The following is a 15571-nucleotide window of genomic DNA, read 5'->3' as shown; positions in this document are numbered from 1 at the left end:
CCGATTCCCCGTCGGCGGGGTGTTCACTACGTTAGCGGAATTCCTCGGTGACGCCTAATCAGACGCCCGGAACGAATTTCGACATGCGGAATTCAGTCCCGTTGAGGGGCCGTGCAGTAGTGAGTTGCCGCGAAGCGGCGGGATGGTTGCCGCAGAACCGTTCCGGCTCGTTGGCAACTCGGAGAACACTACGGATCGGGGTGGGGCGTGTCAAACCCGGTCAGTCGAGGTCGCTCAGGCGGCCTTCGGCGTCCGGCTGGGCGTCCTCGACGCGGCGCAGCAGACGGGTCAACGCATCGCCGAGGATGCGGCGTTCGTTGCCGGAGAGGTCCTGGAGGAGTTCCTCCTCGAAGACGGATGCCATGCGCATCGCCTCCAGCCACTTTTCGCGGCCCTCGTGGGTCAGCTCGACGATGACGCGGACGCGGTTGGTCTCGTCGCGCTCGCGGGTCACCAGGCCTTCGCTCGCCATGCGGTCGATGCGGTGGGTCATGGCGGCCGGCGTGAGGCCGAGGCGCTTGGCGAGTTCGCCGGGGCCCATGCGGTAGGGCGCGCCCGAGACGACGAGGGCCTTGAGGACCTCCCATTCGGCGTTGCTCATGCCGAGGGTGGCGGTCTGTCGTCCGTAGGCGACGTTCATCCGCCGGTTGAGGCGCTGAAGTGCGGAGACGACCTTCTCCACCTGGGGGTCGAGGGCCTGGAACTCGCGCTGGTAGGCCGCGATCTGTTCCTCCAGGCTCGGCTCGGTGGCTCCGGCGGCCGCATCTGAGGGCTCTGGCATGCGGCGCAGTATGACACGAAAGTCATTGGCGTTGAAGTTCTTCGTCGTGTAGTCTTTAGCTTCGAACTTTAGGGTCGAAGTCTTGAGGTTGTGACTGTCCGCTCTTGGACGTCCTGGGCGTCGTGGACGCTGCCTCGACTCGGCTCGGGGGGTTCCTGATTCGTATCCGTCTTTACGACCTGACCTAGGTAGGTGAGTGTGACCACCGCGATGGGCGCCGCGCTGCGCCGGATCCAGCTGGGGAACGCGCTGAGCGCGTTCGGCAGCGGCTTCACCGTGCCGTATCTGTACATCTACGTGGCGAACGTACGGCAGCTCGGTGCGAGTACGGCCGGTGTGGTGCTGGCGATGCTGGCGATCTCCGCGCTGGTCGTCCTGCCGCTGACCGGACGGGTCATCGACCGGCGGGGGCCGCTGCCGGTGGCCGTCATCGGTACGGTCTCGGCCGCCGTCGGTTCGCTGGGGATCGGCCTGGCGTCGACCGAGCCGATGGTCATCGCGTCGGCGGTGGCGCTGGGGGCCGGTATAGCGGTGATCCAGCCGGCGCTCGCCACGATGATCGTGTGGTGCTCGACGACGGTGACCCGGTCGCGGGCGTTCGCCACGCAGTTCTTCCTCAACAACCTGGGGCTGGGGATAGGTGGTCTGGTCGGCGGTCAGCTGGTGGACGAGACGCATGCGTCGAGCTTCGTGCGGCTGTTCGCCATCGAGGCCGTGATGTTCCTGGTGCTGGGCGCGGCGATCGCGACCGTACGGCTGCCGCGGGCGCCGAAGGTGGAGGACGCGGTGCCGACCGAGGAGCGGGCCAAGGGTGCTTGGCGGGCGCTGTTCGGCGACCGGCGGATGGTGTGGCTGTGCGTGCTGGGCTTCGTACTGTTCTTCGCCTGCTACGGGCAGTTCGAGTCGGGGCTGGCGGCGTATGCCACGGAGGTCACCCGGATCGAGCCGGCGACGCTGGGTATCGCCCTGGCGGCCAACACGGCGGCGATCGTGGCGGCGCAGTTCGTGGTGCTCAAGCTGGTCGAGCGGCGGCGTCGGAGCCGGGTGATGGCGCTGGTGGGCGTGATCTGGACGGTGGCGTGGATAGCCGCCGGGCTGTCCGGGCTGGTGCACGGGAGCCAGGTGGTGGCCACGGTGCTGCTGATCTCCACGTATGCGCTGTTCGGTGTCGGGGAGTCGCTGCTGGCGCCGACGGTGGCGCCGCTGGTGGCGGATCTGGCGCCGGCCTCGCTGATCGGTCAGTACAACTCGGCGTTCGCGCTGGTCAAGCAGTTGGCGCTGGCGATCGGGCCGGCCGTCGGGGCGCTGATGGTCGGGCACGGGATGTACGTCGCGTACATCGCGATGCTGGTGGCGTGCGCGGTCGGGATCACGGTGCTGGCGCTGCGGCTGGGGCGGATGCTCAGCCCGGCGCAGGACCAGCCGCACCGGGCGGCCGTGCCCGCTCAGCGGGTGGAGGCCGAACCGGTGGCCGCGGCCGTCTGAGGTGCATTGCGGGCGCCGTTGTTGTCCGGGCCGGGGCTAGCTCCGGGGCAGTGCGAATTCGCACCAGACCGCCTTGCCCCCGCCCGGGGTGCGGCGGGAGCCCCAGGAGGAGGCGATGGTGGCGATGATGGAGATGCCGCGGCCGGTCTCGTCGACGGGCTCGGCCCGCCGGCGGCGGGGCAGGTGGTCGTCGCCGTCGGTGACCTCGATGATCAGGCGGCGGTCGGTGCGGCGCAGTCGTAGCCGCATGGGTGGGGTGCCGTGTTGGAGGGAGTTGGCGACGAGTTCGCTGGCGGCCAGGACGCCGAGGTCGTGGAGTTCCGGGGAGAAGCGCCAGGAGGCGAGGACGCCGGAGGCGAAGGCGCGGGCGCGGGGTGCCGCCTCGGTGCCGCCGTGGAGTTCGAGGGCGGCGTTGTGGAACAGCTCGGCGTCGTGTCCCGTACGGACCGGATTCTGGATGACGAGGATGGCGACGTCGTCGTCGTGGGTGGCGGTGATGCCCAGGGAGCGCAGCAGCCGGTCGCAGACGATGTCGGGGGTGCCGGTGGCGCCGGCGAAGGCGCGCTCCAGGGCGGCGACGCCCTCGTCGATGTCCTTGTCGCGGCGCTCGACGAGGCCGTCGGTATAGAGGACGGCGCTGCTGCCGGAGGCGAGCGGGACCGAGCCGGAGGTGTGCAGCCAGCCGCCGGTGCCCAGGGGCGGGCCGGTCGGTTCGGCGGCGCGGCGGACGGTGCCGTCGGCGTCGCGGACGAGCATCGGCAGGTGGCCGGCCGAGGCGTAGACCAGGCGGCCCTCGTTGGGGTCGTGGACTGCGTAGGCGCAGGTGGCGATCTGGCTGGCGTCGATCTCGGCGGCCAGGCCGTCCAGGAGCTGGAGGACCTCGTGGGGCGGGAGGTCGAGGCGGGCGTAGGCGCGGACGGCGGTGCGCAGCTGGCCCATGACGGCGGCGGCGCGCACCCCGCGGCCCATGACGTCGCCGATGACCAGGGCCGTCCGGCCGGCGCCGAGGGTGATCACGTCGTACCAGTCGCCGCCGACCGCGGCGTCCGTGCCGCCGGGCTGGTAGGTGGCGGCGACGCGCAGGTCGTCGGGCTGCTCCAACTCCTGCGGGAGGAGCGAGCGCTGGAGGGTGACCGCGGCCTCGCGCTGGCGGGCCTCGCTGGCCCGCAGCCGTTCGGCGGACTCGATCTGGTCGGTGACCTCGGCGCCGAAGACCAGGACGCCCTTGTGCGGGGCGATGCAGGCGACCTCCGGGTCGGGCGCCGGGCCGCTGGCGGCGACCTCGATGGGGGTGCAGGTGAAGGTGTAGTAGCCGTCGCGGGTGCGGTCCCCGCCGGCGCCGGCGGGGACCTTGCGGGACTTGACGGTGCGTGGTTTGCCGCTGCGGAGGACCTGGTCCATCAGGGGCAGCAGGCCCAGCTCGGCCAGCTCGGGGAGGGCTTCGCGGGCGGTGTGGCCGGCCGGGCGGGTGCCGAAGACGCCGGCGTACGCGCTGTTGACGTAGGCGATGCGGTGCTCGGGGCCGTAGACGACGGCGACCAGGGCGGGGATGGTGCCGAGGATGTCGTGGACGGAGAGCGCGTCGACGGTGGGCGGCGCGGCGGGCGGCGGTGCGTCCTCACCGGCGGAGCCCTCGGCGCGGGCGGCGGGTACGGTGCCGGGCTGGCCGGCGGGCGTGTCGCCGGCGGGTGCGGGCGCGGCGGCGTGCGCCGTGGGTCCCGAGGGTGGGGCGGCCGGTGTGGTCGGGCGGTCGGACCGGGCGGCGGTGCGCCGCTGTGTGCCCGGGAACCTGGCGCTCCAGCGCGTGAAGATCACGGAGGGGTACCTCTTACTTCGCGTCGTCGCGCGGGGTCTGGCCATCGGCGTGCGGGAACGCCCCGTGGCATGGCGGGGGGCACGGTCGGCTCCCTCTGACGGAATGCAGCAAACGTCCTGAATCCTCGCGATTGTCACTCTTCGCAGATACGAGCCCACCCATGGTCACACGTCCAGTGTGGCCGACCGGACGGTCATCCGTCAGACGCCGGGCGTCGGGGCGTAGTTCCCGGCGTCGGGGCGGCCGGGCGGCGCCGGGCGGGTGGGTGGCCAACGTCCCTGGTGGAGCGGCCGGTCAGCTGGTTTCGTTGTGCCGGCCGGTGCCCGCGGCGAGTTCGAATTCGGCGCGCGGGTTCTCCAGCGAGCCGAGGGAGACGATCTCGCGTTTGAAGAGACCGGCGAGGATCCATTCGGCGAGGATCTTGGCCTTGCGGTTGAAGGTGGGCACCCGGCTGAGGTGGTAGGCGCGGTGCATGAACCACGCCGGGTAGCCCTTGAGCTTGCGGCCGTAGACGTGCGCGACGCCCTTGTGCAGGCCGAGCGAGGCCACCGAACCGACGTATTTGTGCGCGTAGTTGTGGATCTCGCCGCCGCGCAGGGTCGCGGTGATGTTCTCGGCGAGCACCTTGGCCTGGCGGACGGCGTGCTGGGCGTTGGGGGCGCATTCGGTGCGCGGCTCGTCGGGCGTGGCGGGCGGCGGGACGGTCAGGTCCGGGACGGCCGCGGCGTCCCCGGCCGCCCAGGCGTGCTCCACGCCGTCCACCTGGAGCGCGGCGGTGCACTTGAGGCGGCCGCGGTCGGTCAGCGGCAGCTTGCTCGCGGCCACGATGGGGTGCGGTTTGACCCCGGCGGTCCACACCAGCGTCCTGGTGGGGAGGCGGGAGCCGTCGCTGAGCTGGACGATGCGCTTCTCGCAGGACTCCAGGCGGGTCTCCAGCCGGACGTCGATGTTGCGGGCGCGCAGCTCGCGGACGGTGTAGCGGCCCATGTCGGGGCCGACCTCGGGCAGGATCCGGCCGGTCGCCTCGACCAGGATCCACTTCATGTCCTCGGGTTGGACGTTGTGGTAGTAGCGGACGGCGTAGCGGGCCATGTCCTCCAGTTCGGCCAGGGCTTCCACGCCCGCGTAGCCGCCACCGACGAAGACGAAGGTCAGCGCCGCGTCGCGGACCTCGGGGTCGCGGGTGGAGGAGGCGATGTCGAGCTGTTCGAGGACGTGGTTGCGCAGTCCGATGGCCTCCTCGACGGTCTTGAAGCCGATGCCGACCTCGGCCAGCCCGGGGATCGGGAGGGTGCGCGAGACCGATCCCGGCGCGAGGACCAGTTCGTCGTAGGCCACGATGACGTCGGCGTCGCCGGCCTCCTCCGCGGCCAGGGTGGCGACGGTCGCCTTGCGCTCGTCGTGGTCGATGGCGGTGACCTCGCCGATGACGACCGTGCAGTGCGGCAGGACGCGGCGCAGCGGGACGACGACGTGGCGCGGTGAGATGGAGCCGGCCGCGGCCTCCGGCAGGAACGGCTGGTACGTCATGTACGGCTCGGGGCCGATGATGACGATCTCGACCTTGCCCTGCTGCAGCTCCTGCTTGAGCGTCCGCTGTAGTCGCAGCGCGGTGTACATGCCCACGTAGCCACCGCCGACCACGAGAATGCGCGCCACGTCGTCCGAAGACACAGTCTTCACAGAGGTTCTCCTCGCGGTGTCGACCAGGCCGGGGCGCCACCGAGCGGGTGGCCGGGCCGGCGGCGCGGCCACCTTCGGGCGCTGCGCCCCCGGAAAGCACAGCACTGTTCCATGACGCACTGCCGGAACGCCTTTGTCCACAGGCCGGTCGAAAAGTATGTCCGGTACGGGCCGCGGTGCGGAGTGGGACATTCCGGCCGAGTGACGCGAAGTACGCTGGTCAGGCGGAGATTGGCGCGGGGTGAAAGGACGGGCGAGCGGGGCGGATCGGGTCCATTGGGCCGATCGGGGGACACGGTGTGCGGAGGGCCCCCTTCAATCTTGACGCGGGCTCAACTATGTTCGTATCTCGTTGGGGTGCACCCTTTCGTCGGGTCACGCCGACCGTCAGGGCGGGGAGTCTCCGGGGGGAGACGTCATTACCGGGGGATCACTTATGCACATTCAGGGCTCTCAATGGCCGACGGCGGTCGCGATGACCGCTGCTTCCGACGGCGCCAACGGCGCCAACGGCAAGGGAACGGGCGCAATGACCGGCGCCAACGGGCGGAGCACACCACTGCGGGTGGACGCCCAGCGCAATCTGGAACACGTGTTGCGGGCGGCCCGCGAGGTCTTCGGCGAGCTGGGGTACGGCGCGCCGATGGAGGACGTGGCGCGGCGCGCCCGGGTCGGCGTCGGGACGGTCTACCGCCGCTTCCCGAGCAAGGACGTGCTGGTCCGGCGGATAGCCGAGGAGGAGACCTCCCGGCTGACCGAGCAGGCGCGGGCCGCGTTGGGACAGGAGGACGACCCGTGGTCGGCGCTGGCGCGGTTCCTGCGGACGTCGGTCGCCTCGGGGGCCGGGCGGCTGCTGCCGCCGGGCATCCTGCGGGTGGGCGCGAGCGAGGAGCTGGTGCCGGACGGCACGGCCGAGCCGCGGGTGCCGGACGGCGGCACCGAGGCACGGGTGCCGCTGCAACGGGTGGCGTCGGGCGAGGCGGACGGTCTGCGTCCGGGCGCCGAGACCGAGGAGACGCCGGGCGGGCAGGCGCTGCTGGAGGTCGTCGGGCGGCTGGTGGACCGGGCCCGGGCGGCGGGTGCGCTGCGGGTCGACGTCACGGTCTCCGACGTCCTGTTGGTGATCGCCACGGGTGCGCCGGCGCTGCCCGATCCGGGACAGCAGCAGGCGGCCTCGGCACGGCTGCTGGAGATCCTGCTGGAAGGGCTGCGGTCGCGCCCCACCACATGAGGGACGGCCGCCGGCCGCGCGGCGAGGAGTGCGGCGTCGGCCGCGCTGGCGCCGGTTCGTGCACCGGGCGCTCCAGTGGCGCCGGTGCCGGCCACCGGGGGCCCCGGGTGCGGGGCCTGCCGGCGGTTTGGCGGCGGCCCTGCGGCGTGAGCGCCCCGGTGGGCGGGCAAGAGCCCATACGGGTGAACGCCAGTGCGGTCGCCCCGGATGAGTGGTTGCCCACCGGAGCCCTAAAGCTTGGGCCACGGGTGTGGCACGCTTGCGCGGTGTTGCGGTGTGACGGCGGCTTCGGGAGCCTCGGCGATGGGTGTTGACGGGCGGGACGAGCGGCGCGGCGAGAGCGCGGGACGCCCGTCGGAGCAGGTGCCGGAACAGACCGGACCGCTGGGGGCGACGCCGCCGGCCGGCGGCGTGGCGGACACCGGGCCCAGCGTGCCGGCGCAGCGCCGGCACTCCAGGCGGCGAGAGCAACCTTCCGGCGCCGTGGAGGAGACGACGGTCACGGGCCAGGACGCGCATCTGCCGCCGTCCGACGCCGAGTTGGTCGCCGCGATGCGGGCCGGCGACGACAGCGCGTATGAGGAGCTGTACCGCCGGCACGCCGAGGCGGTGCGCCGGTACGCCCGCAGTTGCTGTCGGGACACCCACACCGCCGAGGACCTGACCGGTGAGGTGTTCGCGCGCACCTTGCAGGCGGTGCGCGGCGGCGCGGGGCCGGATTCGGCGGTGCGCGCCTATCTGCTGACGACCGTCCGGCGGGTCGCCGCGGCCTGGGCGAAGACCGCCCGGCGGGAGCAGTTGGTCGAGGACTTCGCGGTGTTCTCGGTGTCGGCGGCCGGCTCGTCCCTGGAGGACGACACCCGCGACCTGGGCGCGGACGTGCGGGCGATGCACGAGGCCGAGCAGACGATGGCGGTGCAGGCGTTCCGCAGCCTGCCGGAGCGCTATCAGACGGTGCTGTGGCACACCGCCATCGAGGACGAGTCGCCGAGCGAGGTCGCGCCGCTGCTCGGGCTGACCGCCAACGCCACCGCCGTCCTGGCGCACCGCGCCCGGGAAGGGCTCAAGCAGGCGTATCTGCAGGCGCACGTGAGCCAGTCGCTGACCGCGGGTGGCGACTGCGCGCGCTACGCCGACCGGCTCGGTGCGTACGCCCGGGGCGGGCTGCGGATGCGGGCCGAGCGGGGGCTGCGCAAGCACCTGGACGAGTGCGCCCGGTGCCGCGGGGCGGCGCTGGAGGTCGCGGACGTCAACCAGCGGATCGGGGCGGTGCTGCCGGTCGCGGTCATCGGCTGGTTCGCGGCCGGGTACGCCGTCAAGGGTGCCGCCGCGGTGGTCGGGGTCGCCGGGGCCGGGGCGGCGGCGGGTGCCGGGGTGGCTGCGGCCGCCGCGGGGTCCGGTTCCGGTGCGGCGGGTGGCGCCGGCGGGACGGCCGTGGGCGAGGGGCTGGCCGCTCCGGTGAAGGTCGCCGTCGGGGCCGGGTTGGTGGTCGCCGCGGGCGCGGCGTTGGCGTTCGCGCTGGCCGGATCACCGCAGCCGGATCCGCAGCCGCGGGCGCAACCGTACCGGCCGGCGCCGATCGTGCCCGCCCCGCCGCCGTCGCACACGCCGCGGCCCCCGGTGAGCGCACCGGGGGCGAAGCCGACCCCGGCTCCCCCGCCGGCGCCCGCCCCCACACCGCCCGAGCCCACACCGACTCCCACCCCGACCCCGACACCGCCTCCCACGCCCACGCCCACCCCGACGCCGCCGAAGCCGACGCCGACCCCGACGCCCACCCCCACACCGCCGTCCCCGCCGCCGACGCCGTACCAGGTCAACGCGCTGGAGTACGACTTCGCGGGGGACGGCACCAAGCCGGAGGTCCGCGCCTTCGACAGCAGCTGGATGTGGAAGCGGAAGCAGCCGAGCATCGGCGGGACGGCCTACCCCAACGGGGTGAGCGTGCACGCCTCCTCCTCGGTGGTCATCGACCTCAACCGGCAGTGCACGGCCTACGACGCGGTGGCCGGCGTGGACGACCTCAGCCTGGGGCTGGGCGCGCTGCGCTTCTCGGTGTACGCGGACGGGGTCCGGCTGTGGCGGTCGGCGGTCGTGCACGGCGGGGAGTCCGCGGTGCCGGTGCACGTCCCGTTGGCGGGCCGGAAGACGCTCCGCCTGGTGGTCGAGCCGGAGAGCGCGGGCGACCTGGTGGCGCTGGGGGACTGGGCGCGGTCGCAGATCAGTTGTCGGTGAGCGGGGCGCGGGCGGGTGGCGGCTCGGTGCGGGGTGACGGTTCCCTGCGGGGTGACGGTTCCCTGCGGGGTGACGGTTCGCTGCCAGTAGGCGGTTCACTGTCGGGGTGGCGGTGAGGGGCGGGCCGGAAATGCAGCGGCGAGGAAGCTGCTGCGGTGTCCGTAGGGAACGCTGTGGCCGCCGCCTCCTCAGGCCGTGGGTTCCTCAGGCCATGGTTCTTGAGGCCCTGGCTTCCTCAGGTCGTGGGTTTCCCAGGCCGTAGCTTGTTGCTCAAGTGGTGGGTTCCTCGCGACGTGGGGCCGCCTTCGGTGGGGCGTCCAGGTGGGTGCCGGCGTGCGCCCCGTTCCTCCGGCGTGTGGGGGTTCCGGCGCGCCGTAGGTCGCGCCGTTCCGCGGGGCGCACCGGGCGGCGGCCATGCGCCGAACGACCGCCCCGCGGGGAAACGACAGCGGGGGCGGTCGGTGGGACCGTCCGCCGTCGGGATCGGCGACGCTCGCTCCCGGCACCTCAGGAGAGCCGTGCGCGGGGCACCACGCCCCCGGCGAGCGCCCGTTGCCGCGGCGCCTCCGCGCCCGTCCAGCACGAGCCGCGGCGGGCCAGCAGCCGGCGCAACCACAGCTCCGTGGCGACCAGTTCGGCCAGGCCGTCCAAGGGCAGCGGGGCGCCCTCGGCCGCCGCGCGGAGTGCCGTGCGGACCACCCGCGCCTCGATCAGGCCGGCGTCGGCGAGCAGCGGCGCCTCGAAGAGCTGGAGCAGCCGGCCGACCTCGGCGCGCAGGCCGGCGCGGACCGCGGCGGTGTGGGTGTGCTGCGCGGCGGCACCCCAGCCGGGCGGCAGGTCCCGTACCCCGGCGCCGGCCAGGACCGAGCGCAGGACGGCCGCGCGGGCGCCGGGCTGCACCCGGAGGGTGTCCGGCAGGGCGCGGCAGGCGAGCACCACCTGGTTGTCGAGGAAGGGGGCGTGCAGCCGCTGGCTGCGGACCTCGACGGCCTGCTCGAAGACCCGGTAGTCGGCGGCCTGACGGGCCAGGGCGGCGCGGGCCCGCCGTTCGCCCGGACGGCCGGCGGCGGGCGAGCGCCGCGCCGCGTCCCCGAGGCGAACCGATACCTCGGCCAGTGCCTCGCCCGTGAGCCAACGTGCCGCTGGCCCCGGGCGGCACCAGGCGAGCGCGGCCAGTGAGGCGTCCACCGCACCGCCGGCCACCGGCTCGTCGGCGAACTGCCGCTCCATCAGGCGGCGCGCGGCCTCGGCGATCCCGGTGGCGTAGGGGGTGCGGGCGAGCTTCCGGGCGGCCCGGTAGACGGTGAACGGGACCAGGACGGAGTGCGCGGACGGGCCGTCGGCCCTGGCCAGCGCGGTGACCGGACGCAGCAGGTGGCGTCGGCGGCGGTCCATGAGGAGGTCGGCGAGGCGGGCCGGGTGGGCGTCGAGGACCTGCCGGGCGCCGTTCCCGACGAAGTGGTCGGCGCCGCCGGACAGCAGCCGCCTGCGGTGTCGGCCGGCGAGGGTCAGCGCGGGTCCGGGCTCGTCCGTGAGCGGGAGGACGTCCAGGCCGGTGTACGGGAGGGCCTCGTCGCCGGCCGCGACGACGACGTGGTGCAGCCGGGGGTTCTCGGCGATCCCGCGGGCGCGCTCCAGTTCTGCCTCGTGCTGGGCCTGGTCGCCATGGGTGGCGAGGTCGTTGAAGGTGACGGCCAACAGGCGCTCGCCGTGGCCGTTGATCCGTCCGGGCTGCCCGGGGAGGCCGGCGGCCAGGAGGGCGAGCGTGCCGGATGCGCTGCCTCCGGAGAGGTCGGCGCCGATGCCGGGGGCCGGGCCCCCGCGTGCCGCGCGCCGCTCCGCGGGGCCCATACCGGGCACCGGGCCGGGGTCGAGCCGGTCGAGCCCGTCCGGGTCGGGGGCGAAGCGGGGGGCCGCCAGCCGGGCCCGGACGGCCTCCACCAGGGCCTCACGGACGGCGTCCACGGCTTGTTCCGGGGCGAGTTGGGGAGCGGCGACGGCCAGGGACGCGGGCGGCTCGTAGGAGGCGATCTCGCTGCTGCCGGTGCGCAGCACCAGGGCGTGGCCGGGCGGGATCCGGCGGACACCGTCGTACGGAGTGCCGGCGCCCAGCGCCTCGGGGGCGTCCGGGCAGGCCAGCAGCGCGGCCAGATGGCCGACGTCGAGGCTGGCCTCCACGAGGTCGGCGAGCGGCAGGGCGGCGGTGGCGTACGCGGTGCCGCCGGCCCACCTGGTGTGGAAGACGGGACGGGCGCCGGCCAGGTCTCCGGTGACGGTGATCCGGCGTCCCACCTGGGCGACGACGGTGTAGCTGCCCGGCCAGGCGGTGAGGTGGCGCAGGGCACCCCCGCGGGCGGCGAACAGGCCCACCTTGAGTTGGTCGTCGGTGGCACCGCAGACCCCGAAGACGGCGAGCCGGGTCTCCGGGTCGGCCTGGACGACGCGCACCTCATGGGGCCGCCAGTCGCCCACCGCCCAAAGGGGATCGGGGTCGCCCCACAGGAGTTGGGCGCCCACGGGCAGCAGCGTCCGGCACTCCCTGTTGGTGGTCGCGGCACTGCTCCACCCCACCAGCCAGCGCATCGCCGCCTCCACCCGATTCCCCGTCCGCCGGGGTGGCCGGCGACCGCCCCGTACAGCGGATTCCCCAGCTGTCCTGCGGTCCATGCTGCCATGGCGGTGGCCTGCGGGAGGTGCTGGAGGAGGCCCCGGATACCGGCGGGCGGCGGGCGCGGCGGACCACCGTGCAGCGGCGGTGCGGTGCCCCTGGAGGTGGACGGGGCGGTCGGCGACGGCCCCGGGCGACCCCCCGTGTGGCCCCCGGGACAGCCGACGGCGTGAAAGCATCACCCGTCGGTTTTCGGCCAAAGTCCGTACCGTGCAACCGAGTTGACGCCTGGACGTCGCCCCGTACGCGGCGTCGTTGCGGCACGGTGGCCGAACGTCGCCCGGTCCCCGCGACGGTCCGGGAAGCGGGCTGCGCCTCCCGGACCGGACCGCCACCCGCGGGGAATGAGGTGGCGGTGTCCCCCAGCCCACTGGATCCAGTGCAGCGGGCCGACCCACGCAGAACTCATCGAAGCGTGGGGGCCGTTGAGGGGGCAGCGCGCACGCACGGGCGCATGGGCACACGTACCCGGAGCACATGCCAATTCCCGCACCCCCGTTTGAACACGAATCTCGCCATCCAAGACACCGACCCTTAACGGTAGGGATCCGGCGAACTACTCTGGGTGGACGCATGCCCCGGGGTACGGGGCGGCCGTCGCTGTGTCGAGGGGTGCGCATGTCCAGGGATACACGCGGGCCGAACGAAAAGCTCGGCACCGTTCTCGCCCTCGCGGGGATCAGCAATGCCGGACTGGCGCGCCGGGTCAACGACCTCGGTGCGCAACGCGGCCTGACGCTTCGCTACGACAAGACGTCCGTGGCCCGTTGGGTCTCCAAGGGCATGGTGCCCCAGGGCGCCGCGCCCCATCTGATCGCGTCGGCGATCGGCAGCAAGCTCGGGCGCCCGGTACCGCTGCACGAGATCGGCCTGGCCGACGCCGATCCGGCGCCCGAGGTGGGGCTCGCCTTCCCTCGCGACGTGGGTGCGGCGGTGCGTTCGGCGACCGAGCTGTACCGTCTCGATCTCGCCGGCCGACGGGGTGGGGGCGGCGGCATCTGGCAGAGCCTGGCCGGATCCTTCGCCGTCAGCGCGTACGCAACTCCCGCCTCCCGTTGGCTGATATCGCCGGCGGACAGTTCGGTGGCGCGGGAGGCGGCCGAGGCGCGGGACAAGGACGCCGCGGCCGCCGGTGACGCGGGGGTCCCGCAGCACGTCGGCCACAGCGACGTCACCAAGCTGCGCGAGGCGGCCGAGGACGCCCGGCGCTGGGACTCCAAGTACGGCGGCGGCGACTGGCGTTCGTCCATGGTGCCGGAGTGCCTCCGGGTGGACGCGGCACCGCTGCTGCTCGCCTCGTACAGCGACGAGGTGGGGCGCGCGCTCTTCGGGGCGACGTCCGAACTCACCCGCCTGGCGGGCTGGATGGCCTTCGACACCGGTCAGCAGGAGGCCGCCCAGCGGTACTACATCCAGGCGCTGCGACTGGCCCGGGCCGCCGCCGACGTCCCCCTGGGCGGGTACGTGCTCGCGTCGATGTCCCTCCAGGCGACCTACCGCGGGTTCGCCGACGAGGGCGTCGACCTGGCCCAGGCCGCCCTGGAGCGCAACCGCGGACTGGCCACCGCCCGCACCATGAGCTTCTTCCGCCTGGTGGAGGCGCGGGCCCAGGCCAAGGCCGGGGAGGCACGCGCCTGCGAGGTGGCGCTGAAGGCGTCCGAGGGCTGGCTGGAGCGCTCCCGCAGCGGCGATCCGGACCCGTCCTGGCTGGACTTCTACTCCTACGAACGCTTCGCCGCCGACGCCGCCGAGTGCTACCGGGACCTGCGACTGCCCCGTCAGGTGCGCCGCTTCACCGAGCAGGCGCTGTCCCGGCCGACGGAGGAGTTCGTCCGGTCGCACGGGCTGCGCCTCGTGGTGTCGGCCGTCGCCGAACTGGAGTCCGGCAATCTGGACGCGGCCTGCGCCGCCGGCACCCGTGCCGTCGAGGTCGCGGGCCGGATCTCCTCCGCCCGCACCACCGAGTACGTCCGTGATCTGCTGCACCGCCTGGAGCCGTACGGGGACGAACCGCGCGTGGTCGAACTCCGGGAGCGGGCCCGGCCGTTGCTGGCGGCCCCGGCGTAGGGCGGGTGGAGCGGGCAGAGGAGAGGGGCGGTCGGTGACGGGCCGGCGGACCGGCCGTCGAGGGTGCCTCGCCGCGGGATCGTCGCCGCAGGTCAGACAGGTCACTGCGGATTGTCGGTGCCGCCCGTCATGATGGACTACGTCGTCGGCGATGACGCGCGGGCCCGCGGCGACGAGCGGGTCGGCGGTCATGCGGTTGGGGAGGTGCAGTGGCGGCGTACGACTGCGATGTGCTGGTGATCGGTGCCGGGATCGTGGGGCTCTCCACGGCCCGTGCCCTCACCCGCGCCGCGCCCGGCATACGCGTCGTGGTGCTGGAGAAGGAGCCGGGTGCGGCCCGCCACCAGACCGGACGCAACAGCGGCGTGATCCATAGCGGCATCTACTACCCACCGGGCTCGCTGAAGGCCCGTTTCGCCCTCCAGGGGTCGGCGGAGATGGTCAAGTTCTGCACCGAACACGACATCCCGCACGAGGTCACCGGCAAGCTGATCGTCGCCACCGACCGCAGCGAGCTGCCCCGGCTGCACGGCCTCATCCAGCGCGGCCGCGAGCACGGCCTGCCGGTGCGGGAGCTGGGTCCCGCCCAGATCGCCGAGTACGAGCCCGAGGTGCGCGGGCTGGCCGCCATCCACGTGGGCACGACCGGGATCTGCGACTTCGGGGCGGTGGCCCGGCAGTTGGCCCGGCTCGCCCAGGAGGACGGCGCCCGGGTGGTGCTCGGCGAGGAGGTCACCACCATCGCCCGCCGTCCGGGCCGGGTCGCGGTCCGCACGGCCGGCGGCACGGTCTACCGCGCCCGCGCCCTGGTCAACTGCGCCGGGCTGCACTGCGACCGGGTCGCGCGGCTGGCGGGCGACGCCCCGGGCATGCGGATCATCCCGTTCCGGGGCGAGTACTACACCCTCGCCCCGGAGCGCGCCGCACTGGTCCGCGGCCTGGTCTACCCGGTCCCCGACCCGGCCTTCCCCTTCCTGGGCGTCCACCTCACCCGCGGTATCGACGGCTCCGTCCACATCGGGCCGAACGCCGTCCCCGCGCTGGCCCGCGAGGGCTACGACTGGCGCACCGTGCGTCCCACCGAGCTCGCCGGGACGCTCGCCTTCCCCGGTTCCTGGCGGATAGCCCGCCGCCACTGGCGCTACGGCGCGGGCGAACTCCAGCGTTCACTGTCCCGCCGCGCCTTCGCGGACGCGGTCCGCCGGCTGCTGCCCGACGCCCGTGAGGAGGATCTCCTGCCCTCCCCGGCCGGGGTCCGGGCGCAGGCCGTCCTCCCCGACGGCACCCTCGTCGACGACTTCCTCTTCGCCGAGTCCCCCGGCATGATCCACGTCCTCAACGCCCCGTCCCCGGCCGCCACGGCCTCCCTCCCGATCGGCCGGGAGGTGGCCCGGCGGGTGACCCGGCTCCTGGGGATGCCGGCCCGGGAGGTGGGGGACGAGGGCCTCACGGGGTGAGGGGGACGAGAGTTTCACGGGGTGAGGGGGAGCGAGGGCCTCGCGGGTTGCGGGGCGCCGGTGGGCGGACCCGGCTGCCCGGTCCGGGCCCGGTCCGAGCGGGGCCCGGTCGGACCTGGTCGGACCTGCCGGACCTCCCGCCGTCGCG

Annotated in this window: 9 protein-coding genes; 5 read left to right on the top strand and 4 right to left on the bottom strand. The window is 74.0% G+C overall.

Annotated features, from left to right (window positions below):
• Positions 1–220 precede the first annotated feature (220 nt).
• Positions 221–781, bottom strand: a complete 561-nt coding sequence (locus tag ACFVT2_RS29335; RefSeq protein WP_390022652.1) for a MarR family winged helix-turn-helix transcriptional regulator — start codon at positions 779–781, stop codon at positions 221–223.
• 198 nt (positions 782–979) lie between these two features.
• Between ACFVT2_RS29335 and ACFVT2_RS29330 the strand changes: the two genes are divergently transcribed.
• Positions 980–2266 carry an MFS transporter gene (locus ACFVT2_RS29330; protein ID WP_390022658.1) on the top strand — a complete coding sequence of 429 codons (1287 nt, stop codon included), beginning with the start codon at positions 980–982 and terminating at the stop codon, positions 2264–2266.
• Between the two features lie 36 nt (positions 2267–2302).
• Here the strand turns inward: ACFVT2_RS29330 and ACFVT2_RS29325 are convergent, their stop codons facing one another.
• Together ACFVT2_RS29325 and ACFVT2_RS29320 are read right to left on the bottom strand one after the other, a co-directional pair.
• Complete coding sequence (locus ACFVT2_RS29325; RefSeq protein WP_390022651.1) at positions 2303–4081, bottom strand: SpoIIE family protein phosphatase; 1779 nt, start codon at positions 4079–4081, stop codon at positions 2303–2305.
• A 295-nt stretch (positions 4082–4376) separates the two neighbouring features.
• Positions 4377–5765: an NAD(P)/FAD-dependent oxidoreductase gene (locus ACFVT2_RS29320; RefSeq protein ID WP_390022649.1), complete on the bottom strand. Its 1389-nt coding sequence runs from the start codon at positions 5763–5765 to the stop codon at positions 4377–4379.
• A gap of 475 nt (positions 5766–6240) precedes the next feature.
• On the opposite strand from ACFVT2_RS29320, the gene ACFVT2_RS29315 reads away from it, so the two are divergent.
• Positions 6241–6996 (top strand): TetR/AcrR family transcriptional regulator, encoded by a 756-nt coding sequence (locus ACFVT2_RS29315; protein WP_390022647.1) that lies wholly within the window; start codon positions 6241–6243, stop codon positions 6994–6996.
• A gap of 303 nt (positions 6997–7299) precedes the next feature.
• Positions 7300–9231, top strand: coding sequence for a sigma-70 family RNA polymerase sigma factor (locus ACFVT2_RS29310; RefSeq protein WP_390022645.1), 1932 nt, complete (start codon positions 7300–7302; stop codon positions 9229–9231).
• A gap of 507 nt (positions 9232–9738) precedes the next feature.
• On the opposite strand, the gene ACFVT2_RS29305 is transcribed toward ACFVT2_RS29310, so the two are convergent.
• Positions 9739–11814 (bottom strand): asparagine synthase-related protein, encoded by a 2076-nt coding sequence (locus ACFVT2_RS29305; RefSeq protein ID WP_390022643.1) that lies wholly within the window; start codon positions 11812–11814, stop codon positions 9739–9741.
• Between the two features lie 703 nt (positions 11815–12517).
• On the opposite strand from ACFVT2_RS29305, the gene ACFVT2_RS29300 reads away from it, so the two are divergent.
• Both ACFVT2_RS29300 and lhgO read left to right on the top strand, forming a co-directional pair.
• Positions 12518–13966 carry an MFS transporter gene (locus tag ACFVT2_RS29300; protein ID WP_390022642.1) on the top strand — a complete coding sequence of 483 codons (1449 nt, stop codon included), beginning with the start codon at positions 12518–12520 and terminating at the stop codon, positions 13964–13966.
• A 209-nt stretch (positions 13967–14175) separates the two neighbouring features.
• Positions 14176–15423, top strand: a complete 1248-nt coding sequence (gene lhgO, locus ACFVT2_RS29295) for an L-2-hydroxyglutarate oxidase (protein WP_390022641.1) — start codon at positions 14176–14178, stop codon at positions 15421–15423.
• Positions 15424–15571: the final 148 nt, after the last annotated feature.

Origin of the sequence: Streptomyces sp. NPDC058000, assembly GCF_042886435.1 — a bacterium.
In the GTDB taxonomy this organism is placed as follows: Bacteria; Actinomycetota; Actinomycetes; order Streptomycetales; family Streptomycetaceae; genus Streptomyces.
Note: the sequence above shows the minus strand (reverse complement) of the source record. Positions and strands in the feature narration are given on the sequence as shown.